The sequence below is a fragment of the Streptomyces bikiniensis genome, assembly GCF_000716625.1.
Classification (GTDB): Bacteria; Actinomycetota; Actinomycetes; order Streptomycetales; family Streptomycetaceae; genus Streptomyces; species Streptomyces bikiniensis.
Window position 1 is genome coordinate 202,929 of record NZ_JNXJ01000002.1, and the last position, 20,154, is coordinate 223,082.

The window sequence follows — 20,154 nt, forward strand, 5'->3', positions numbered from 1 at the left end:
ATGACCTCATCCGAGAACCGCCGGATCACCGACCTCGGCACCCTCAAGGCCATCTCGCACCCGCTGCGGATGCGCCTCTACCGCGCCCTCTTCACGGCCCGCACCGCCACCGCCTCCCAGCTCGCCGACCAGGTCGACGAGGCCGTCTCCCTCGTCAGCTACCACCTGCGCAAGCTCGCCGACCACGGCCTCATCGAGGAGGCCGAGAACCGGTCCGCGGACGGCCGCGAACGCTGGTGGCGGCCCAGCTCGTACGGCTTCAGCATCCACGACGAGGACATGCGCGACGCCCCCGAACTCGTCGCCGCCAACGCCGCCTTCAGCCGTACGGTCGAGGCGCAGCGCGGCGAGATGCAGGCCCGCTTCCTCGACGAGCGGCACACCTGGTCCGCCGAGTGGCGCGCCGCCTCCACCAGCTCCGAGTGGCTGCCCCGCCTCACCGCCCCCGAACTCGCCGCGCTCGCCGCCGAACTGGACGCCGTCGTCCAGAAGTACGACCGGCGGGCCCGCGCCGCCGAAGAGGCCGGCGACACCGAGGGCCGCGAGAACGTCGCCGTCCACGTCTACGGCTTCCCCTACCGCGCGTGAACGCCGCCGTCCTCGCCGCCGCCCCGCCGCGGCCCGCCCACCGCGACCCCCAGGTCCTCCGCTGGCTCGGCGCCTACACCGCCTCCACCGTCGGCGACAGCGTCTACTACCTCGCCCTCTCCTGGGCCGCCGTCAGCAGCGGCAGCCCCGCCCAGGCCGGTCTCGTCATGGCCGTCTCCGCCGTGCCCCGCGCCCTGCTCCTGCTCTTCGGCGGGGTGATCGCGGACCGGCTCGGCCCGCGCCGGGTCGTCCTCGCCTCCGACACCGCCCGCTGCCTGGTGACCCTCGGCCTCGCCGCCGTACTCCTCGCCGCCTCGCCCGGCCTCTGGCTGCTCGCCGCCGTCGCGCTCGTCTTCGGCGCCGTCGACGCCGTCTTCCTGCCCGCCGTCGGCGCCCTCCCGCCCCGGATCGCCCCCCAGGACCAGCTCGGCCGCGTCCAGGGCCTGCGCGGCCTCGCCCACCGCATGGGCTCCGTCCTCGGCGCCCCGCTCGGCGGCCTCGCCGTCGCCATCGGCGGCCCCGCGAGCGCCTTCGGCGCCGCCGGAGCGCTCTTCGCCCTCTCGCTGCCCCTCCTCCGCGCCCTCCGGCTCCGCCCCCTGCCCGCCGGGGAGAAGACCGGCGGCCCCGTCCTGCGCGACCTCGCCGACGGCCTGCGTCACCTCCGCGGGCACCGGGTCCTCGGGCCGCTGATGATCGTCATCCTCCTCGCCGACCTCGGCTTCGTCGGACCCCTCAACGTCGGCCTCGCCCTCCTCGCGGAACAGCGCGGCTGGGGCGCCCCCGGCATCGGCTGGCTCCTCGCGGGCTTCGGCGCCGGCGCCGGGGCGGCCTCCCTGCTCCTCGCCGTCCGCGGCCGGCTGCCCCGGGCGGGCGCCACCCTCGGCCGGACCATGGTCCTCGGAGCCGTGGCCGTCGCCGTCCTCGCCTTCGTGCCCGGGCTGCCCGCCGCCGTGGCCGTGGCCGTCGCCGTCGGACTGCTCGCCGGAGTCTCCGGAGCGCTGTGCCACGCCCTCGTCCAGACCGAGTGCGACCCCGCCTACCTCGGCCGGGTGAGCGCTGTCTCCAGCCTGGGCAGCCTCGGCCTCGCCCCGCTCGGCATGCCGCTCACCGGCGCGGCGGCCGGCTTGTGGGGCACCGGCCCGGTCTTCGTCGCCGGAGCCGCCGTCTGCGCCCTCTCCGGCGTCTTCGCCCTCGCGGTCCCGGCCCTGCGCCGCGCCGAACTGCCGAAGTGACGCCGGGCCGCCCGAGCGGCGCCGGGTCACCGAAGCGGCGCCGGGTCACCGAAGCGGCGCCGGGTCACCGAAGCGGCGCCGGGTCATCGAAGCGGTACCGAGTCATCGAAGCGGTACCTGCTTACCGAAGCGGCACCGGGTCACCGAAGCGGCGCCGGGTCACCGAGGGCTCAGATCCCCAGCTGCTTCGTCTCCTGCAGCCGCTCGATCGCCTGCGGCTCCCCGTCGAGCGCCACCTTCGCCGCGTCCTGCCGCCCGTAGAGGTACATCGTCAGCTCGCCCGGCTCCCCGGAAGCCGTCACCACCGGGGTGCCCTTGTGGGCGACCACCGTCTGCCCGTCCGGGCGGCGCAGCACCAGGCCCACCGGGACCTTGCGGCCGAGCAGCCGGGCCGTGCGCTCCAGGCGCGACCAGAGGGCGTCCGCGAAGACCGGGTCCAGCTCACGGGCCGACCAGTGGGGCTGGGCCCGCCGCACGTCCTCCGCGTGCACGTAGAACTCGACGACGTTCGCCCCCTCGTCCACCTGCTTGATCGAGAACGGCGAGAACTTCGGCGGGCCCGTGCGGATCAGCCGGATCAGCTCGTCGTACGGCTTGTCGGCGAACTCCGCCTGCACCCGGTCCTGCCGGTCCTTGAGCGCCGGTACGAGCGAACCGGCCGCCGCGTCCGGCCGCCGCTCCCGCACCACCACATGGGCCGCGAGGTCCCGCGTCCGCCAGCCCTCGCAGAGCGTCGGCGCGTCCGGACCGGCCGCTTCCAACAGGTCCGCCAGCAGAAGCCGTTCACGTTTGGCATGGGTCGACATGTCCGCCAGCGTACGGCGGACGCCGACGGTCCGCCCAGTGGACGCCCCGCCGGTCACCGCCCCCGGGCGCGGCACAATGGCGCCATGAGCAGCAATCTCGACCCGGCGATCGCCGCCCGCCTCAAGCGCAGTCCGGACGGACTCGTCCCCGCCATCGCCCAGCAGTACGACACCGGCGAGGTGCTGATGCTCGGCTGGATGGACGACGAGGCCCTGCACCGCACCCTCACCACCGGCCGCTGCACCTACTGGTCCCGCAGCCGCAACGAGTACTGGGTCAAGGGCGACACCTCAGGGCACGTCCAGCACGTCAAGTCCGTCGCCCTCGACTGCGACGCCGACACCGTCCTCGTCAAGGTCGACCAGATCGGGGCCGCCTGCCACACCGGCGCCCGCACCTGCTTCGACGCCGACGTGCTCCCCGTATCCCAGTAAGGTCCGGTCCCATGGATCTCGACACCTTCCGCAAGCTGGCGGCCGACCGCCGCGTCATCCCCGTCAGCCGCAGGCTCCTCGCGGACGGCGACACCCCGGTCGGGCTCTACCGCAAGCTCGCCGCCGAACGCCCCGGCACCTTCCTCCTCGAATCCGCGGAGAACGGGCGCTCCTGGTCCCGCTACTCCTTCATCGGGGTCCGCAGCGACGCCACGCTTACGGTGAAGGACGGCGAGGCCCACTGGCTCGGCACCCCGCCCGTCGGCGTCCCCGTCGACGGCGACCCCCTCCGGGCCCTGCGCGCCACCGTCGAGACCCTCCACACCCCCCGCGACCTGGCATCCGGCATGCCCCCTTTCACGGGCGGCATGGTCGGCTACCTCGGCTACGACATCGTCCGCCGCCTGGAGAAGATCGGCGAGCACGGCCGGGACGACCTGGAGCTCCCCGAGCTGACCATGCTCCTCACCAGCGACCTCGCGGTCCTCGACCACTGGGACGGCTCGGTCCTCCTGATCGCCAACGCGATCAACCACAACGACCTGGAGACCGGCGTCGACGAGGCGTACGCGCACGCCGTCGCCCGCCTCGACGCCATGGAGGCCGACCTGGCCCGCCCGGTCGCCACCGCCCCCACCGCCCTGCCCGCCTCCGAGCTCCCCGCCTACTCGGCCCTCTGGGGCGGCCCCGCCTACCAGGCGGCCGTCGAGGACGTGAAGGAGCGCATCCGGGCCGGCGAGGCCTTCCAGGTCGTGCCCTCGCAGCGCTTCGAGACCCCCTGCACCGCCTCCGCGCTCGACGTCTACCGGGTCCTGCGGGCCACCAACCCGTCCCCGTACATGTACCTCTTCCGCTTCGAGAACGGCTTCGACGTCGTCGGATCCAGCCCCGAGGCCCTCGTCAAGGTCGAGGACGGGCGGGCGCTCCTGCACCCCATCGCCGGCACCCGGCACCGCGGCGCCACCCCGCAGGAGGACCACGACCTCGCCGAGGAGCTGCTCGCCGACCCCAAGGAGCGCGCCGAGCACCTCATGCTCGTCGACCTCGGCCGCAACGACCTCGGCCGGGTCTGCGCCCCCGGCTCCGTGGAGGTCGTCGACTTCATGTCGATCGAGCGCTACTCCCACGTCATGCACATCGTCTCCACCGTCACCGGACGGGTCGCGGAGGGCCGCACCGCCTTCGACGTCCTCACGGCCTGCTTCCCCGCCGGCACCCTCTCCGGCGCCCCCAAGCCCCGCGCCATGCAGATCATCGAGGAGCTCGAACCCTCCCGGCGCGGCCTGTACGGCGGATGTGTCGGTTATCTCGATTTCGCCGGCGACGCGGACACCGCCATCGCCATCCGTACGGCCCTGCTCCGCGACGGCACCGCGTACGTGCAGGCCGGAGCGGGCGTCGTCGCCGACTCCGACCCGGTCGCCGAGGACGACGAGTGCCGCAACAAGGCGGCGGCCGTGCTCCGCGCCGTCCACACCGCCAACCGGATGAACGCCACCTGAGCCCGTAGGGGATAGTGGGGTACGTGAGTGCCGTACCCGTACCCCAGCCCCGGGCCGCCCGCGCGGCCGCCCCCACCGGTGGCCGTCGCAGCCTGGCCGCGGCCCTCCTCCTCGGCGCCCTCGGCGCCACCGTCGTCCTGCTCTCCGCCGGCCAGATCTGGGCGGAGGGCACCGCGGCCGTCGGCGGCGGCAGCGTCCCCGTCGAGGCCGACGGCGGCACCGTCACCGGCGTGCCGACCGCCCTCGCGATCGTCGGCCTCGCCGCGCTCTTCGCCGTCTTCGCCGTCCGCCGCACCGGCCGCGCCCTCGTCGCCGCGGTCCTCGCGCTCAGCGGCGCGGGCGCCGCGCTCGCCGCGGTCCTCGGCGCCACCGACCGGACCGCCCTGGACGCCGAGGCCGCCCGGATCAGCGGCGACACGGCCGCCGCCGTCGCCGGCCTGACCCACACCGCCTGGCCGTACGTGACCGCCGCCGGCGCCGTCCTCATCCTGCTCGCCGGCCTCTTCGCGCTCCGCTTCGGCAAGAACTGGCCGGCCATGGGCGGCCGCTACGAGCGCGCCGGCGCCCCGCGCGCCGCCCGCAAGGCCCCCACGGCCGACCCCGACCGGCCCGAGGACCTGTGGAAGGCCCTGGACCGCGGCGAGGACCCCACCCGGGGCTGACGGGGCCGGGGCGCCGACCGCGACGCGTGATCGTCCCGGTACCCCCGATTCATCCTCGCGCGCCCGCGTGCGGGACAATGAGCGCCGAGCGTCCGCGCACGCGTGACCTCACCACCGAGCAACAGCAACGAGGAGCAACTCATGGCGGGCAGCGCCCACGGACACACCCCGGCCGCCTGGACCGGTGTCATCATCTCCTTCATCGGCTTCTGCATCGCCGGAGTCTTCATGGTGGCCGCCAACGTGCCCGGTTTCTGGGCGGGCATCGCCGTGGTCCTCCTCGGCGGCGTCGTCGGCGGGGCGATGAAGGTGGCGGGCCTCGGCATGCCGAAGGAGTCGGCCGACGTCGTCGCCGCCCGCGAGGCCGCGACCACGACCGCGCGGGCCCGTTCCTGACGCGACCCCACGCACCCGAGGGCGCGGCCCGGCACCGCCGGACCGCGCCCTCGCGCGTGGAGGGGGCGGGCTCGCGCGTGGTCGGGCTGCGCCCTCGCGCGTGAGGGGCGAGAATCACGGCGTGGACCCGCACCCGACGCCCGAACCCGCGACCGACACCGCCCGCCGCACCCGGTCGGCGGAACCGGCGGACGCGAATGTCCCGACCGCCCCGGCCCCGCCCCGGGAGGCCGTGGCCCCCTGCCCGGAGGCGGCGCTCCCGGGAGCTGCGGACCCCCGCCCGGAGGCGGCCGTGCACCAGAGGGCGACAGCACGTCCGGAGGTGGTCGTACACCCGGAGACGGCCGTACGTTCGGCGGCGACCGTACGTCCGGAGGCGGTCGTACGCCCGGAGGGGGCCCTCCCGGCCCCGCTCCCGGGGGCTGCGCACCTCCGCCCCGAAGCGGCCGTACGTCCGGAGACGGTGCCCGTCCCGGCCCCGCAGGGGGGCGCCCCGGACTCCCGGCCCCGGCCGGAGACCGCGCCCCCGCCGCCCGGCACCCCCTGGCCCGGGTTTCCCGCGCCGCCCTCTCCGCCCGCCCCGCCCCGGTCGCGCGCCCGGCGCCTGCTCGCGCCCGTGGCGACGCTCGCCGGGGTCGCCGCGGCGTTCGCGTACGTCGGGGCCGTCGACCCCAACGAACCCGGGCACTACCCCGTCTGCCCGCTGCTCCGCTTCACCGGCGTGTACTGCCCCGGCTGCGGCGGCCTCCGCAGCGCCCACGCCTTCGCCCACGGCGACCTCCCGGCCGCCCTCGGCGCCAACGCCCTGGCCGTCGTCGGCTACGGTGTGTTCGCCGTCCTCACCGTCCTGTGGCTGGTTCGCGCCTACCGGGGCGTACCGATGCGCCTCGCGGTCCCGCCGAACTGGTGGTGGGGGATCGGAGCCGTCCTCGCCCTCTTCACCCTGGTCAGGAACCTGCCCTTCGGCTCCGCGCTGGCCCCGTGAGCACCCGCGGGAACCCCGGCGGGACGTCCCAGCAGATGGGACGCGGCTCCGGCCGATGCGATTCCGGGGCCGTCCTGCGGATAGGATCGACATGGCTGAACCTGGTTCATCATCACCGTCCCGGAAGGGGGCCCCTCGCGTGAGTGTGCTCGACGAGATCATCGAAGGCGTGCGCGCCGACCTCGCAGAGCGGCAGGCGCGGGTCACCCTCGACGAGCTCAAGGAGCGCGCCGCCAAGGCGCCGCAGGCCAAGGACGGCGTCGCCGCACTGCGGGGCGACGGCGTCAAGGTGATCTGCGAGGTCAAGCGCTCCAGCCCGTCCAAGGGCGCGCTCGCCGCGATCGCCGACCCGGCCGGACTCGCCGCGGACTACGAGGCGGGCGGCGCCGCCGTCATCTCGGTCCTCACCGAGGAGCGCCGCTTCGGCGGCTCCCTCGCGGACCTTGAGGCCGTCCGCGCCAAGGTCGACATCCCGGTCCTGCGCAAGGACTTCATCGTCACCGCGTACCAGCTCTGGGAGGCGCGGGCGTACGGCGCGGACCTCGCGCTCCTCATCGTCGCCGCCCTGGAGCAGGAGGCCCTCGTCTCCCTCGTCGAGCGGGCCGAGTCCATCGGGCTCACCCCGCTGGTCGAGGTGCACGACGAGGAGGAGGTCGAGCGCGCCGTCGACGCGGGCGCCCGGATCATCGGCGTCAACGCCCGCAACCTCAAGACCCTCAAGGTCGACCGCTCCACCTTCGAGCGCGTCGCCCCCGAGATCCCGGCCCACATCGTGAAGGTCGCCGAGTCCGGCGTCCGCGGCCCGCACGACCTCATCGCGTACGCCAACGCGGGCGCCGACGCGGTCCTCGTGGGCGAGTCCCTGGTGACCGGCCGCGACCCGAAGGCCGCCGTCGCCGACCTGGTCGCCGCCGGCGCCCACCCGGCCCTCCGCCACGGGCGGAGCTGACCGGACCATGAGCCCCCGCCGCGACACGCCGACCCCTCCGGGCCCCGCCGCCCGGGGGAGCGCCGTCGTGCCGTCGGCACCCGGGCGCCGCGGCCGGCTCCGTACCGCCGCGGCTCCCGTCCCCGCGCACGCCCCCCTGGCCCGGGGCTGCCGCCCGCGCGGCTGCCGCGCGCCCGCCCGGCGGGTCCTCGGCCGCCGGGTGCGGTACGTGATCGGCGACGAGCCGGGCCAGGTCAACGGCATGCGATGGCGCCCGCGCCCCGCGCGCGACACCAACGCCTAGCGCCTCCGGCCCTCCGGCACCCGGCCTGTGCGGGCCCCGTCTCGACGGGACCTGCCCGTGCGGGGTGGCTCCGCGCCGCGCGGCCCCTGCCTCGCCCGAGTGATCCCGCACCTGTGTGACCCCTCGCCCCGCCCGTGGGGGCAATCGTCCCGCTGGGCGTGGGGGTCCCCCCTCTGGGGGAGGGTGGGCACACGGGACGGCGCCCTCCGCGGGCGCCTCCGCACCCGTACCCACCCGCACCACCGGCGCGGCGCACACGGGGTGCGGGCCAAGGCGCGGAAGCCCGGGCCCGGCAACGGGCGGTGCGGGGCCTGCGGCCAGGCCGCCGACATCGCCGGAGCGCACGCCCCGGCACCGTCCCCCCGGACGGAAGGCCCGCGGCGGAACGGCGGGCAACGCCAGGGCGCACGCCCGGGCACCGTCCCCGGGCGGCAGCCCGTGACGGGCACCCCGCACCGGCGACCGCGTCGGCGTACGCGAGCGGACCGCGCGCATACCGTGACCACCACCCATCCGTAACCCCGGGGCACCCGCCCCGCGAGGAGCAACCGCATGTCCAGCGAGTTCTTCATTCCCGACCCGGACGGCCAGGTCCCCACCGCCGAGGGCTACTTCGGCGCCTACGGCGGCAAGTTCATCCCGGAGGCCCTCGTCGCCGCCGTGGACGAGGTCGCCGTCGAGTACGACAAGGCCAAGTCCGACCCCGAGTTCGCCCGCGAGCTCAACGACCTGATGATGAACTACACGGGCCGCCCGAGCGCCCTCACGGAGGTGCCCCGGTTCGCCGGGCACGCCGGCGGCGCCCGGATCCTCCTCAAGCGCGAGGACCTCAACCACACCGGCTCGCACAAGATCAATAACGTGCTCGGCCAGGCCCTCCTGACCAGGCGCATGGGCAAGACCCGGGTCATCGCGGAGACCGGCGCCGGGCAGCACGGCGTCGCCACCGCCACCGCCTGCGCCCTCTTCGGCCTCGACTGCACCATCTACATGGGCGAGGTCGACACGCAGCGCCAGGCGCTGAACGTCGCCCGGATGCGCATGCTCGGCGCCGAGGTCGTCGCCGTGAAGTCCGGCAGCCGCACCCTCAAGGACGCCATCAACGAGGCCTTCCGCGACTGGGTCGCCAACGTCGACCGCACGCACTACCTCTTCGGCACCGTCGCCGGCCCGCACCCCTTCCCCGCCATGGTCCGCGACTTCCACCGCGTCATCGGCGTCGAGGCCCGCCGCCAGATCCTGGAGCGCGCCGGACGCCTCCCCGACGCGGCGATCGCCTGCGTCGGCGGCGGCTCCAACGCCATCGGCCTCTTCCACGCCTTCCTCCCGGACGCCGACGTGCGCCTGATCGGCTGCGAGCCGGCCGGCCACGGCGTCGAGACCGGCGAGCACGCGGCCACCCTCACCGCCGGCGAGCCCGGCATCCTGCACGGCTCGCGGTCGTACGTCCTCCAGGACGACGAGGGCCAGATCACCGAGCCGTACTCGATCTCGGCCGGCCTGGACTACCCCGGCATCGGCCCCGAGCACGCCCACCTCAAGGACAGCGGCCGCGGCGAGTACCGGGCCGTCACCGACGACGCCGCCATGCAGGCCCTGCGCCTGCTCTCCCGCACCGAGGGCATCATCCCGGCCATCGAGTCGGCGCACGCCCTCGCCGGGGCCATCGAGGTCGGCAAGGAGCTGGGCCCCGACGGCCTGATCGTGGTCAACCTCTCCGGGCGCGGAGACAAGGACATGGACACCGCCGCCCGCTACTTCGGCCTGTACGACACCGACGCCGAGGTCGCCGCGGACGCCGGCGCCGACGACACCGCCGAGATCGAGGGGGACGCCAAGTGAGCGGCAACATCCAGCTGTTGAGCGACACCCTCGCCGCCGCGAAGGCCGAGGACAGGGCCGCGCTCGTCGCCTACCTGCCGGCCGGCTTCCCGACCGTCGACGGCGGCATCGCGGCGATCAAGGCCGTCTTCGACGGCGGCGCCGACGTCGTCGAGGTCGGCCTCCCGCACAGCGACCCCGTCCTCGACGGCCCGGTCATCCAGACCGCCGACGACATCGCCCTGCGCGGCGGCGTCCGGATCGCCGACGTCATGCGCACGGTCCGCGAGGCCCACGAGGCCACCGGAAAGCCAGTCCTCGTCATGACGTACTGGAACCCGATCGACCGCTACGGCGTCGAGCGCTTCACCGAGGAGCTGGCCGCGGCCGGCGGCGCGGGCTGCATCCTGCCCGACCTGCCCGTCCAGGAGTCCGCGCTCTGGCGCGAGCACGCCGACAAGCACGGTCTCGCGACCGTCTTCGTCGTCGCGCCCAGCAGCCGGGACGAGCGCCTGGCCACCATCACGGCCGCCGGCTCCGGCTTCGTCTACGCCGCCTCCCTCATGGGCGTCACCGGCACCCGCGAGTCGGTCGGCGAGCAGGCGGCCGACCTGGTCCGCCGCACCCGCGCCGCCGTCGAGCCCGGCCGCACCCTCCCGGTCTGCGTCGGCCTCGGCGTCTCCAACGCCGCCCAGGCCAAGGAGGTCGCCGCCTTCGCCGACGGCGTCATCGTCGGCTCCGCCTTCGTGAAGCGGATCCTCGACGCCGACGGCGACGAGGCGGCCGGACTCGCCGCCGTAAGGGAACTGGCGGCCGAACTCGCCGAGGGCGTCCGCCGGGATTCGTAACCCGTCCGGGTGGATCTGGGACCGGGGAGGCGCGCCCGCGCCTCCCCGGTTCGTTGCGCAGGGCGTGAGCCAGAACAACCGTGGTGACGGAAACCGGGGCGCGCGCGAGCGCCTTCAGCAGCAGCGCGAGCGCGACAAGGCCCGCGACAGGCAGCGACGCGTCCTGATCGTGTCGTCGGCGGTGGTCGGCGTCCTCGCCCTGGCCGCGGTCGTCGGCGTGATCGCCGCGAACGCCGACAAGGGCGGCGGGTCCGACAAGGCGGGGCCGGTGGTCGCGCCGACGGGCTCCGTCGAGGGCGACACGCCCGCCGTCCCCACCGGCCGGCCGGACGCCCCCGCCACCCTCCAGATCTGGGAGGACTTCCGCTGTCCGGCGTGCGCCCAGTTCGAGAACGTCATGCGGGACTCCATCCACGAGCTGGAAGCCTCCGGGCAGCTCAGGACCGAGTACCACCTCGCCACCCTCATCGACGGCAACATGGGCGGCAGCGGCTCGCTGCGCGCCGCGAACGCCGCCGCGTGCGCCCAGGACGCGGGGAAGTTCACCCCGTACCACGACACGCTCTACATCAATCAGCCGCAGGAGACGGACGACGCCTTCGGCGACAACAAGAAGCTGATCGAGCTGGCGGCGAAGGTGCCCGGCCTCGACACGCCGGAGTTCCGGAGCTGCGTGGAGGACGGCACGCACGACAGCTGGGTCGTGAAGTCCAACGAGGCCTTCCAGAAGGGCGGCTTCCGCGGCACCCCGACCGTCCTCCTCAACGGAGAATCGATCTTCCCGACCAAGGGGGACGAACAGCTCTCCCCGGAGAACCTGAAGAAGTGGGTCGCCGAGGCCAACAAGGGCAAGAAGCCCGGCACGGCCTCCCCGTCGGCCGGCTGAACCGCCCCCCGGCGGGCCCCTCCGCCGGGGGTTAGTTACCCAGACGTTGCCGGGCGGGCTGCCGTCCCGCCCGCCCGGCAGGGTAGCGTCGGACCTGCCATGGACCTTGCCTACATCCCCAGCCCGTCGACCGGCGTGATCCACCTCGGACCGATCCCGCTGCGCGGCTATGCCTTCTGCATCATCATCGGTGTCTTCGTCGCCGTCTGGTACGGCAACAAGCGCTGGATCGCCCGGGGCGGCACCGCCGGCACCGTGGCCGACATCGCCGTCTGGGCGGTGCCCTTCGGCCTCGTCGGCGGACGCCTCTACCACGTGATCACCGACTACCAGCTGTACTTCAGCGAGGGCGAGAACTGGGTCGACGCCTTCAAGATCTGGGAGGGCGGCCTCGGCATCTGGGGCGCCATCGCGCTCGGCGCGGTGGGCGCCTGGATCGGCTGCCGCCGCCGGGGCATCCCGCTCCCCGCGTACGCCGACGCCATCGCGCCCGGCATCGCCCTCGCCCAGGCCATCGGCCGCTGGGGCAACTGGTTCAACCAGGAGCTGTACGGCCGGCCGACCGACCTGCCCTGGGCCCTGAGGATCACCGAGGGCGCGAACCGCGAGGCCGGGACCTACCACCCGACCTTCCTGTACGAGTCGCTCTGGTGCGTCGGCGTCGCCCTCCTGGTCGTCTGGGCCGACCGCCGCTTCAAGCTCGGCCACGGGCGCGCCTTCGCGCTCTACGTCGCCGCGTACTGCGCGGGCCGCGGCTGGATCGAGTACATGCGCGTCGACGAGGCCCACCACGTGCTCGGCCTGCGCCTGAACGTGTGGACCGCGATCGTCGTCTTCCTGCTCGCGGTGGTCTACATCGTCGTCTCGTCGCGGCTCCGCCCGGGACGCGAGGAGATCGTGGAGCCGAAGGCCGAGAAGAAGGCGGAAGAGAAGCCGGAGGGCTCGGAGGCGGCCGGGGAGTCCGGTGAGGACGCCGAGTCCGGTGAGGACGCCGACGTGAAGGCGGACGTCTCCTCCGGCGACGCCGTCGACCTCGGCAAGGACGGCAAGGACAGCAAGAACGTGGAGCACGGCGCCGGGAAGAGCTGACCGCCCCCGCCCGCAGCGATCGGAAGGGCCGCCGGAGCCGAAGGGTTCCGGCGGCCCTTCCGCGTACGGGCGTACGGGTCACCCGACCCGCGCGGCGAGGGCGAGGACCCGGTGGGCGCCCTCCACCACCGCCGCGTCCACGAACCGCCCGTCCGGGAGGGCCAGCGCGCCCTGCCCGGTCGCCGCCACGATCTCCCGGGCCTCCTCGACCTCCTCCGGGGTGGGGAGGTAGGCGCGCTCGATGACCGGGAGCTGGCGGGGGTGGATGGCCGCCCGGCCGAGGAAGCCCATCGTCCGGCCCCGGGCGCAGTCGGCGGCCAGCCCCTCCAGGTCGCGGACGTGCGGATGGACCGACTGGGCCGGGGGCGGCAGGGCGGCCGCGCGGGCCGCGACCACCAGCCGGCCGCGCGACCAGTCGAGCCCCGCGTCCTCCCGTACCCCCAGGTCGGAGCGGAGGTCGGCCTCGCCGAGCGCGATGCCGCGCACGGCGGGATGGGCGGAGGCGACGGCGTACGCGTTCTCCACGGCGAGGGCGCTCTCCAGGAGCGGATAGAGGGGGAGGCCCGGGGCGAGGCCCGCGATCCGGTGGATGTCAGTGGCGTGTGTCACCTTGGGTACACGGAGACCGCAGAGGCCGGGGAGGGGGGTCAGGACGGGGATGTCGAGCGGGGTGTGGACGCGGACGTGCACCGGGACGGGGTGGACGTCCGCGAGGAGATCGGCCGTGGCCTCCAGGGCGTACGCCTTGCGGTCGGGGGCGACCGCGTCCTCCAGGTCCACGATGACGACGTCGGCGCCGGAGGCCAGGGCCTTGCGGACGACCTCGGGCCGGTCGCCGGGCGCGTACAGCCAGGTGAGGGGGGTGTGCGGCCCGGCGGTGCCGCTCGCGACGGGCGCGCCGGTCCGCTCGCGGGGGCCGCTGACCCTGCCCAGGTTCCGGACGCCGTGGGCGTGGGTGCCGCTCATACCGCCCCCTGCTCGCGCAGGGCGCCGATCTCGGCGGGGCTGAGGCCCAGTTCGGAGAGGACGGCGGCGGTGTCGGCGCCGTGCGGGCGGCCGGCCCAGCGGATGGCGCCGGGCGTCTCGGAGAGGCGGAAGAGGACGTTCTGCATCCTGATCGGCCCCAGCTCGGGGTCCGCCACCTCGGTGACGGTGCCGAGCGCCTGGTACTGCGGGTCTTCGAGGACGTCCCGGACGTCGTAGACGGGGGCGATGGCCGCCTCCGCCTTCTCGAAGGCGGCCATGGCCTCGTCGCGGGTGTGGCGGGCGATCCAGGAGCCGACCGCCTCGTCCAGGACGTCCGCGTGCGCGGCCCGGCCCGCGCCGTCGGCGAACCACGGCTCGGCGATCAGCTCCGGGCGGCCGACGAGGTTCAGGACCCGCTCCGCGATGGACTGCGCGGAGGTGGAGACGGCGACCCAGGAGCCGTCGGCGGTCCGGTAGGTGTTGCGCGGGGCGTTGTTGCGGGAGCGGTTGCCGGTGCGGGGCTGGACGTATCCGAGCTGGTCGTACCAGAGGGGGTGGGGTCCGATGACGGAGAGCATCGGTTCGATGATGGCCATGTCGACGACCTGGCCGCGGCCGGTCGTCGTCCTGGCGGTGAGCGCGGTCATCACGGCGTACGCGGTGGCCAGGGCGGCGATCGAGTCGGCCAGGCCGAAGGGGGGCAGGGTCGGGGGGCCGTCGGGCTCGCCGGTGATGGCGGCGAAGCCGCTCATCGCCTCGGCGAGGGTCCCGAAGCCGGGGCGGTGGGAGTACGGGCCGAACTGGCCGAAGCCGGTGACGCGGGCCAGGACCAGACGCGGGTTGGCGGCGGAGAGCTCCTCCCAGCCCAGGCCCCAGCGCTCCAGGGTGCCGGGGCGGAAGTTCTCCACGATCACGTCGGCGTCGGCGGCGAGCGCGAGGAGGGTGTCGCGGCCGCCCGGAGTGGACAGGTCGAGGGTGATCGTCCGCTTGTTGCGGCCGAGGACCTTCCACCACAGGCCGATGCCGTCCTTGGCGGGGCCGTGGCCGCGGGACGGGTCGGGCTTGCGGGGGTGTTCGACCTTGACGACGTCGGCGCCGAAGTCGCCCAGCATCATGGCGGCGAGCGGCCCGGCGAAGAGGGTCGCGAGGTCCAGGACGCGCAGTCCCTGGAGGGGAGGGACGGCGGGGGCGGAGCCGTCGGTGTTCGGCGCGGCGTCCGGCGCGGCGTCCGGTGTGCTCTCCGGCGCGGCCCTCGGCGTGGGGGGAGTCGTCATACGGGATCGGCCTCCAGGGAGTCGGGGGAGCGGAAGGCCGCTTCGATGTCGACGCGGTACGGCATCGAGGTCGACGCGCCCTCGCGCCGGACGGAGAGCGCGGCGGCGGTCTGCGCCCAGGCGAGCGCCTCCGGGGCGGGGCGGCCCTCGCCGAGGGCGACCGCGAGGGCGCCGGCGAAGGTGTCGCCGGCGCCGGTGGTGTCCACGGCCCTGACCCGGGGGGCGGGGACGGCGACCGGTTCGGTGCCGCGCGCCGCGTACAGGCTGCCGGCCGCGCCCAGGGTGATCACCACCTCGGGCACGTCCCGCAGCAGGGCCTCGGCGGCGGCGCGCGGGTCCGCGAGGCCGGTGAGCGCGGCGGCCTCGTGCTCGTTCGGCACCAACAGGTCGATGGAGGAGAGCAGTTCGGGCGGGAGCGGCTGGGCGGGGGAGGGGGTGAGGACGGTGCGGACGCCGAGCCGGCGGGCGGTGGCGGCGCCCTCGACGACGACGGGGAGGGGGAGTTCGAGCTGGAGGAGCAGGGTGTCGGCGGTGCCGATGAGGGCTTCGTCGCCGTGGGTGAGGGAGGTGACGGTGCCGTTGGCGCCGGGGACGACGACGATCGCGTTGCCGCCCTCGTCGTCCACGACGATGTGGGCGGTGCCCGAGGGGCCCTCGACGGTGCGCAGCAGGTCGGTGTCCACCGCGCAGTGCTCCAGGGTGGCCCGGAGCTGCGCCCCGAAGCCGTCCGTGCCGATCGCGCCGATCATGGCGACCGCGGCGCCGGCGCGGGCGGCGGCGACGGCCTGGTTGGCGCCCTTGCCGCCGGGGATCGTGCGGAAGGAGCGGCCGGTGACGGTCTCGCCGAGGGCCGGGGCCCTCGGTACGTAGGCGACGAGGTCCATGTTCGTGCTGCCGAGCACGACGATGCTGGTCATGGGCGTACTGCCTCCAGGTGTGTCAGTTCGGCCAGGGTGTCGAAACCGATCCCGTCGAAGGACGGGACCGAGGTCGCGAGGCGGTTCTTGAGGGGGGAGGTCCAGCGCTCGGGCAGCCGGTCGGGGTGCCCGGCGAGCAGCCCGGCGACCGAACCGGCGGTGGCGCCGTTGGAGTCGGTGTCCCAGCCGCCCGAGACCGCCGCGCAGACCGAGCGGGAGAAGTCGCCGTCGGCGTGGGTGAGGGCGGCGGCGAGCAGGGCGGCGTTGGGGACGGCATGCACCCAGTGGTACCCGCCGAGTTCGGCGTGCAGCCGGTCCACGACGGCGTCGAAGCCGGCGTGGGCGCGGGCGAGCGCGATCCCCCGGCGGACCGCCCGCGCCAGCCGGGAGCGCGGCGGGACCACGGCGAGCCCGGCGGCGAGCGCCCGGTGCACGTCGGCGGTGCCGGACGCGGCGGCGGCGACGGTGGCGGCGACGAACATGGCGCCGTACACGCCGTTGCCGGTGTGGGTGAGCACCGCGTCCCGGTGTGCCTGCGCGGCGGCGGCGACCGGGTCGCCCGGGTGGGTCCAGCCGTGCGCGTCGGCCCGGATCTGGGCGCCGATCCACTCGCGGAAGGGGTTGCGGCGGACGGCGGTCAGCGGGGGTTCGACCCCGTCGAGGAGGTTGCGGTAGGCGACGCGCTCGGCCGTGAAGGTGCGGCCGGCGGGGAGCTCGTCGAGCCAGAGGCGGGCGACGTCGGAGGTGGTGAAGCCGCGGCCGTACCGCTGGAGCAGGAGGAGGTTCAGGAGGGGGTAGTTGAGGTCGTCGTCCTCGGGCATGCCGTCGATGTTCTCGGCCAGGGAGGTGGCGGCGGAGCGCCGGTTCCAGGGGTGGGCGGCGAGCAGGGCGGGAGGCACGCCCCGGGCGGTGAACCAGGTGGTGAGGGGCCAGTTGCCGGCGGCGCGGGCGAGGGCGCGGATCGCGGGGAGGGGCAGCTTCTCGACGGGCTTGCCGAGCAGACACCCGACGGCCCGCCCGAGCCAGGCGGCGTGCAGCCGGGGGAGGAGGGCGGGATCGTCGGCGGGCCGGCTCCGCGCGGCCGGCGGCGGGGGGCTTCCGTGTGGGGAGTCCGGCAGCGGGGTTCGGGGTCGCTCGTCGTCCTCGGTTTCGGCTTCGCCGTGAGGAGGGCCGGTGGGGGCGGTGGTCAGGGCCAGGATGTCCGGGAGGGCGGTCGGTTCGTGTTCCGCGAGGGGGCTCGGGAGGGCGGCCAGGGCGTCCAGGAGTTCTTCCGCCAGGGGGCGGAGGTCCGGGCGGGGGACGGGGGAGGCGCCGGCCGCGGCCGGGGCGGGCGGGCCGCCCGCCGCCGCCCAGCGGGCCGCCTGGGCGCGGGCGTCGCGGCCGTCCTCCGCCGCCTGCCGCAGCTCGTGGCCCACCAGGTCCTCCGGCTGCACCCAGGTCACACGGAGGTTCACCGGTCCCCGCTCGTCAGCGCCGCGAACGCCGACTCGTGGGCCCGGCGCGCCTCCGCGTCCCGCGCGAAGACCTCGCGGGCGACCCCGGCCAGGGCCCGTGCCGGGGCGTGCAGGTCGAGGCGGCTCGCCTCCGCCACCCGCTTCGCCCACTCGGCGGGCACGGCCGCCTCGCCGTGCAGCGCGCCCACGATCGCACCCGCCATCGTGGCGATCGAGTCGCAGTCCCGGCCGTAGTTGACCGCGCCCAGGACCGTGCGCCGGAAGTCGCCCCCGCCGACCAGCAGCATCCCCAGGGCGATCGGCAGCTCCTCGATGGCGTGGAGCCGGGAGGGCCGCCGGGCGCCGAGGGACGGCGCGCGGTAGTCCGGGCCGACCGTGTCGAAGGGGGCGACCGCCCTGCGCAGGGGAGCGAGGGCGGTCTCGAAGTCCGTGTGGCCGGCGGCCGCCTCGGCCACCGCCTCGATCGCCGCCTCCGTGCCGTCCTTCGCCAGGGACAGGGCCGCCTCCACGACCGAGGTCGGCGTCGCGCCCGGCACGCAGGCCGCCGCCACCGCCGCCGCGAACACGCCCGCCGCCTCCCGGCCGTACGAGGACTGGTGCGCCCCCGCCAGATCGAGGGCCTCGGCGTAGGCGGCCGGCGGATTGGCGGCGTTGACGAGTCCGACCGGCGCCATGTACATCGCGGCGCCGCAGTTGACGATGTTGCCGCTGCCGGCCTCGCGCGGGTCCACGTGCCCGTAGTGGAGCCGGGTCACGATCCACTTCTCGGCGAGGAAGATCCGCTGGAGCGGCAGCGCCTCCGCCTCCAGCTCCGGGATCCAGACGGGGGAGTTCATCAGCTCGGGGACGAGGTGGTCCGCGGCGGCGTACGCGTCGAGGTGGCCGCGGACCTTCTCGTACACCCGGATCAGGGTGTGGGTCATCAAGGTGTCGTCGGTGACGTGCCCGTCGCCCTTGTGGTACGGGGCGATGGGGCGGGCGGTGCGCCAGGCGTCGCCGTTCCAGGGGCCGACGATCCCGGTGACGCGGCCGCCGTGGCGTTCCAGGATCTGCTCGGGGGTGTAGCCCTCGACGGGGCCGCCGAGCGCGTCGCCGACGGCGGCCCCGAGGAGGCTTCCGGTGATCCGGTCATCCAGGGTGGGAACGGCCGGCGTGCTCGGTGCGGTCGGTGTGCTTGGCGTGCTCGGCATGCCCGGCGTGCTCGGTGTGCGTACAGCCGGGTTGGGCACGTCCAGTGTGGGTTCCATGTCGGAATTGTCCACCTGGGGCGGCCGGTTCCGTGGCTCCGAGCAGCCCGGCGAGTTCCACCAGGTCCGTCCCCGCGAGCCGGGGCAGCGCGCAGCCCGCGAGGGTCCGGCAGGCCTCGCGCCAGCTCGCCGGGACCGAACGGCCGCCGCCGAGCGCTCCGGTGAGGGCGCCCGCGAGCGCCGGGGCCGAGTCCGCGACCCGGGAGAGGCAGGCGGCGGCCGGTACCGCGGCCGTCATCTCGCCCCGGGCGGCGAGGGAGAGGGCGAGGGCCACGGGTACGGTCTCGGCGGCGGCGACGCCGTAGCTGTAGACGTGGTCCACGATCCGGTGCTCCAGGAGCGGGACGAGGGCGAAGGCCGAGTCGGCGGCCCGGGCGAGCTCCACGGCGTGCCGGGCGTTGCGGCCGATCTCGGTGGCGGGCGGGAGTTCGGCGAGCGCCGCCCCGACGGCCTCCTCGGCGCTCGCCCCGCCGAGGGCCGCGGCGACCGCCGCCGCCGTGGCGCGGGCGCCGTGCACGCCGTCGCCGTCCTGGGTGTACCGGGCGTCGAACTCCGCGAGTTCGGCGGCGGCGCGCGGGTCGCCCGGGTGGACGAGGGCCAGGACGGCTGCCCGTACGCAGGCGGCGTCGTCGAAGTAGTGCGGGTTGTCGTGCCCGGTCGCGGGCGGGCGCAGACCGGTGGCGAGGTTGCCGAGTCCGGCGCGGACGGAGATCCGGGCGCGGAGGGGGAGGACGGCGGACTCGATCTCGGGGGCGCGGTCGGCGGCGGCCGCGACCTGTCCCGCGAGGGCGTTCCAGGCGAGGTCCACGGCGGCGCGGAGCCGGCGCTCCGGGGGGAGCCCGGCGAGGGCGGGGGCGGTGGAGGCGAGGATCGCCTCGGCGGTGAAGACCGCCCACTCGGCGTCGTCGGAGGGGCCGAGCCGGAGCGGCTCGGGGGGCTGGTTGAGGGCGATGGGGACGGGGAGGGTGGTCGTCGCGTTCTGCTCCGCGAAGGTGTCGAGCTCCCGGGTGAGGCGGCGGGTCCACTCGGGCATCCGCGCGGCCCGGTGCCGGGCGGCGGGCCACCCGGCGGCGTCGCCCGCGGCGAGCCCGAGGAGGAGGCCTTCGATCGCGTCGCGGCCCGCCCCGGCGGGTGCCTGGACGGTCGGTGCGGTGACCTGGGCGGTCGGCATCGAGATGCGGCCATGCGTGTCCCGTGCCGGGGGCGCCGCCCGGCCCTCGTGCGCCTCGTCCAGCAGACTGGTGCCCCGCGCCGGGGCCTGCGCCCACCCTCCCCCGGAGGGGGGACCCCCGCGCCCGGCGGGACGGTCGCCCACAGGGGTGGCGGCGGTGGTGTCCGTGCCCGGGGTGGCGGCGAGGCCCGCCCCCCGTGCGGTGCCGCCCGTAGGGGTGGTGCTGTTCGCGGGGGTGGTGGTGGTGTCCGTGCCCGGTGCCGTGCTGGCCACGGGGGTGGTGGCGAGGCCCGTTCCCCGTGCGGTGCTGTTCGCGGGGGTGGTGGTGGTGTCCGTGCCCGGTGCCGTGCCGGCCACGGGGGTGGTGGCGAGGCCCGTCCCTCGTGCGGTGCTGCTCGTAGGGGTGGTGGTGGTGTCCGTGCCCGGTGCCGTGCCGGCCGCGGGGGTGGCGGTGAGGCCGGCTCCCGGGCCGGTGGGCGCGGGCGGGGTGGCGCCGGGGGCCGGAGCCGTACCCGCGGAGGGGACGGGAGCTCCCACGGCGGAGGCGGCTGCCGGGGCGCTCGGGGTGGCGCCCGCGCCCGTGGCGGTGCCGGGGGCGCCCGGGCCCGCGGTCGTGCCGGCTCCCGCCACCGTCGTCCCCGTC

20 protein-coding genes are annotated in these 20,154 nt (G+C 75.7%); 13 read left to right on the plus strand and 7 right to left on the minus strand.

The genetic code is table 11. The annotated features are described in order from the left end of the window. Positions 1–588 carry an ArsR/SmtB family transcription factor gene (locus OO47_RS02155; RefSeq protein WP_030205433.1) on the plus strand — a complete coding sequence of 196 codons (588 nt, stop codon included), beginning with the start codon at positions 1–3 and terminating at the stop codon, positions 586–588. After that, a complete protein-coding gene (locus tag OO47_RS02160) occupies positions 585–1,820 on the plus strand; it encodes an MFS transporter (protein ID WP_030205430.1) in 1,236 nt (411 codons plus the stop codon). Before OO47_RS02155 ends, OO47_RS02160 begins: the two co-directional genes overlap by 4 nt. Positions 1,821–1,990: 170 nt before the next feature. Here OO47_RS02160 and OO47_RS02165 read toward each other — a convergent pair whose 3' ends face one another. Beyond that, positions 1,991–2,626 (minus strand): TIGR03085 family metal-binding protein, encoded by a 636-nt coding sequence (locus tag OO47_RS02165; protein ID WP_030205428.1) that lies wholly within the window; start codon positions 2,624–2,626, stop codon positions 1,991–1,993. Between the two features lie 84 nt (positions 2,627–2,710). Here OO47_RS02165 and hisI point away from each other — a divergent pair, with 84 nt between their 5' ends. The 11 genes from hisI (at position 2,711) to lgt (ending at position 12,482) form a co-directional block, all read left to right on the plus strand. After that, a complete protein-coding gene (hisI, locus tag OO47_RS02170) occupies positions 2,711–3,061 on the plus strand; it encodes a phosphoribosyl-AMP cyclohydrolase (protein ID WP_030205425.1) in 351 nt (116 codons plus the stop codon). Between the two features lie 11 nt (positions 3,062–3,072). After that, positions 3,073–4,563 (plus strand): anthranilate synthase component I, encoded by a 1,491-nt coding sequence (locus OO47_RS02175; RefSeq protein ID WP_030205423.1) that lies wholly within the window; start codon positions 3,073–3,075, stop codon positions 4,561–4,563. Between the two features lie 14 nt (positions 4,564–4,577). After that, complete coding sequence (locus tag OO47_RS02180; RefSeq protein ID WP_030205420.1) at positions 4,578–5,225, plus strand: TIGR02234 family membrane protein; 648 nt, start codon at positions 4,578–4,580, stop codon at positions 5,223–5,225. Positions 5,226–5,366: 141 nt separating this feature from the next. Further along, positions 5,367–5,621: an HGxxPAAW family protein gene (locus tag OO47_RS02185; RefSeq protein WP_030205417.1), complete on the plus strand. Its 255-nt coding sequence runs from the start codon at positions 5,367–5,369 to the stop codon at positions 5,619–5,621. Positions 5,622–6,084: 463 nt separating this feature from the next. Continuing rightward, positions 6,085–6,606, plus strand: coding sequence for a DUF2752 domain-containing protein (locus OO47_RS02190; RefSeq protein ID WP_030205415.1), 522 nt, complete (start codon positions 6,085–6,087; stop codon positions 6,604–6,606). Between the two features lie 139 nt (positions 6,607–6,745). After that, positions 6,746–7,555: an indole-3-glycerol phosphate synthase TrpC gene (gene trpC, locus OO47_RS02195; RefSeq protein ID WP_030205412.1), complete on the plus strand. Its 810-nt coding sequence runs from the start codon at positions 6,746–6,748 to the stop codon at positions 7,553–7,555. 7 nt (positions 7,556–7,562) lie between these two features. Beyond that, positions 7,563–7,838: a tryptophan biosynthesis modulator TrpM gene (gene trpM, locus OO47_RS02200; RefSeq protein ID WP_106969321.1), complete on the plus strand. Its 276-nt coding sequence runs from the start codon at positions 7,563–7,565 to the stop codon at positions 7,836–7,838. 552 nt (positions 7,839–8,390) lie between these two features. Further along, complete coding sequence (trpB, locus tag OO47_RS02205; RefSeq protein ID WP_030205408.1) at positions 8,391–9,680, plus strand: tryptophan synthase subunit beta; 1,290 nt, start codon at positions 8,391–8,393, stop codon at positions 9,678–9,680. Beyond that, a complete protein-coding gene (trpA, locus tag OO47_RS02210) occupies positions 9,677–10,507 on the plus strand; it encodes a tryptophan synthase subunit alpha (RefSeq protein WP_030205407.1) in 831 nt (276 codons plus the stop codon). The genes trpB and trpA overlap by 4 nt, the downstream gene beginning before the upstream one ends. Positions 10,508–10,571: 64 nt before the next feature. Further along, positions 10,572–11,393 (plus strand): DsbA family protein, encoded by an 822-nt coding sequence (locus tag OO47_RS02215; protein WP_030205405.1) that lies wholly within the window; start codon positions 10,572–10,574, stop codon positions 11,391–11,393. Between the two features lie 99 nt (positions 11,394–11,492). Further along, entirely contained in the window at positions 11,493–12,482 is a 990-nt protein-coding gene (gene lgt / locus OO47_RS02220) for a prolipoprotein diacylglyceryl transferase (RefSeq protein ID WP_030205404.1), read from the plus strand. Between the two features lie 78 nt (positions 12,483–12,560). Here lgt and OO47_RS02225 read toward each other — a convergent pair whose 3' ends face one another. From OO47_RS02225 to OO47_RS02250, 6 genes are read right to left on the minus strand one after another with little or no spacing between them, the layout of a single operon-like run. Then, positions 12,561–13,448, minus strand: a complete 888-nt coding sequence (locus tag OO47_RS02225) for an HpcH/HpaI aldolase/citrate lyase family protein (RefSeq protein ID WP_078489439.1) — start codon at positions 13,446–13,448, stop codon at positions 12,561–12,563. Continuing rightward, entirely contained in the window at positions 13,445–14,722 is a 1,278-nt protein-coding gene (locus OO47_RS02230; protein WP_030205400.1) for a CaiB/BaiF CoA transferase family protein, read from the minus strand. The genes OO47_RS02225 and OO47_RS02230 overlap by 4 nt, the downstream gene beginning before the upstream one ends. Beyond that, complete coding sequence (gene rbsK / locus OO47_RS02235; RefSeq protein ID WP_030205398.1) at positions 14,719–15,639, minus strand: ribokinase; 921 nt, start codon at positions 15,637–15,639, stop codon at positions 14,719–14,721. The genes OO47_RS02230 and rbsK overlap by 4 nt, the downstream gene beginning before the upstream one ends. Next, positions 15,636–17,093, minus strand: coding sequence for an ADP-ribosylglycohydrolase family protein (locus OO47_RS02240; RefSeq protein ID WP_030205395.1), 1,458 nt, complete (start codon positions 17,091–17,093; stop codon positions 15,636–15,638). Before OO47_RS02240 ends, rbsK begins: the two co-directional genes overlap by 4 nt. Next, a complete protein-coding gene (locus tag OO47_RS02245) occupies positions 17,090–18,283 on the minus strand; it encodes an ADP-ribosylglycohydrolase family protein (protein WP_030205393.1) in 1,194 nt (397 codons plus the stop codon). The genes OO47_RS02240 and OO47_RS02245 overlap by 4 nt, the downstream gene beginning before the upstream one ends. Further along, a complete protein-coding gene (locus tag OO47_RS02250) occupies positions 18,222–19,511 on the minus strand; it encodes an ADP-ribosylglycohydrolase family protein (protein ID WP_234323054.1) in 1,290 nt (429 codons plus the stop codon). The genes OO47_RS02245 and OO47_RS02250 overlap by 62 nt, the downstream gene beginning before the upstream one ends. Positions 19,512–20,154 lie beyond the last annotated feature (643 nt).

Bases quoted from the DNA above. Each gene is read 5' to 3' on its own strand.
- OO47_RS02155 (WP_030205433.1), top strand. From the start codon at position 1: ATGACCTCATCCGAGAACCGCCGGATCACCGACCTCGGCACCCTCAAG.
- OO47_RS02165 (WP_030205428.1), bottom strand. From the start codon at position 2,626: ATGTCGACCCATGCCAAACGTGAACGGCTTCTGCTGGCGGACCTGTTG.
- hisI (WP_030205425.1), top strand. From the start codon at position 2,711: ATGAGCAGCAATCTCGACCCGGCGATCGCCGCCCGCCTCAAGCGCAGT.
- OO47_RS02175 (WP_030205423.1), top strand. From the start codon at position 3,073: ATGGATCTCGACACCTTCCGCAAGCTGGCGGCCGACCGCCGCGTCATC.
- OO47_RS02185 (WP_030205417.1), top strand. From the start codon at position 5,367: ATGGCGGGCAGCGCCCACGGACACACCCCGGCCGCCTGGACCGGTGTC.
- trpM (WP_106969321.1), top strand. From the start codon at position 7,563: ATGAGCCCCCGCCGCGACACGCCGACCCCTCCGGGCCCCGCCGCCCGG.
- trpB (WP_030205408.1), top strand. From the start codon at position 8,391: ATGTCCAGCGAGTTCTTCATTCCCGACCCGGACGGCCAGGTCCCCACC.
- lgt (WP_030205404.1), top strand. From the start codon at position 11,493: ATGGACCTTGCCTACATCCCCAGCCCGTCGACCGGCGTGATCCACCTC.
- OO47_RS02225 (WP_078489439.1), bottom strand. From the start codon at position 13,448: ATGAGCGGCACCCACGCCCACGGCGTCCGGAACCTGGGCAGGGTCAGC.
- OO47_RS02230 (WP_030205400.1), bottom strand. From the start codon at position 14,722: ATGACGACTCCCCCCACGCCGAGGGCCGCGCCGGAGAGCACACCGGAC.
- rbsK (WP_030205398.1), bottom strand. From the start codon at position 15,639: ATGACCAGCATCGTCGTGCTCGGCAGCACGAACATGGACCTCGTCGCC.
- OO47_RS02245 (WP_030205393.1), bottom strand. From the start codon at position 18,283: ATGCCGAGCACGCCAAGCACACCGACCGCACCGAGCACGCCGGCCGTT.
- OO47_RS02250 (WP_234323054.1), bottom strand. From the start codon at position 19,511: ATGCCGACCGCCCAGGTCACCGCACCGACCGTCCAGGCACCCGCCGGG.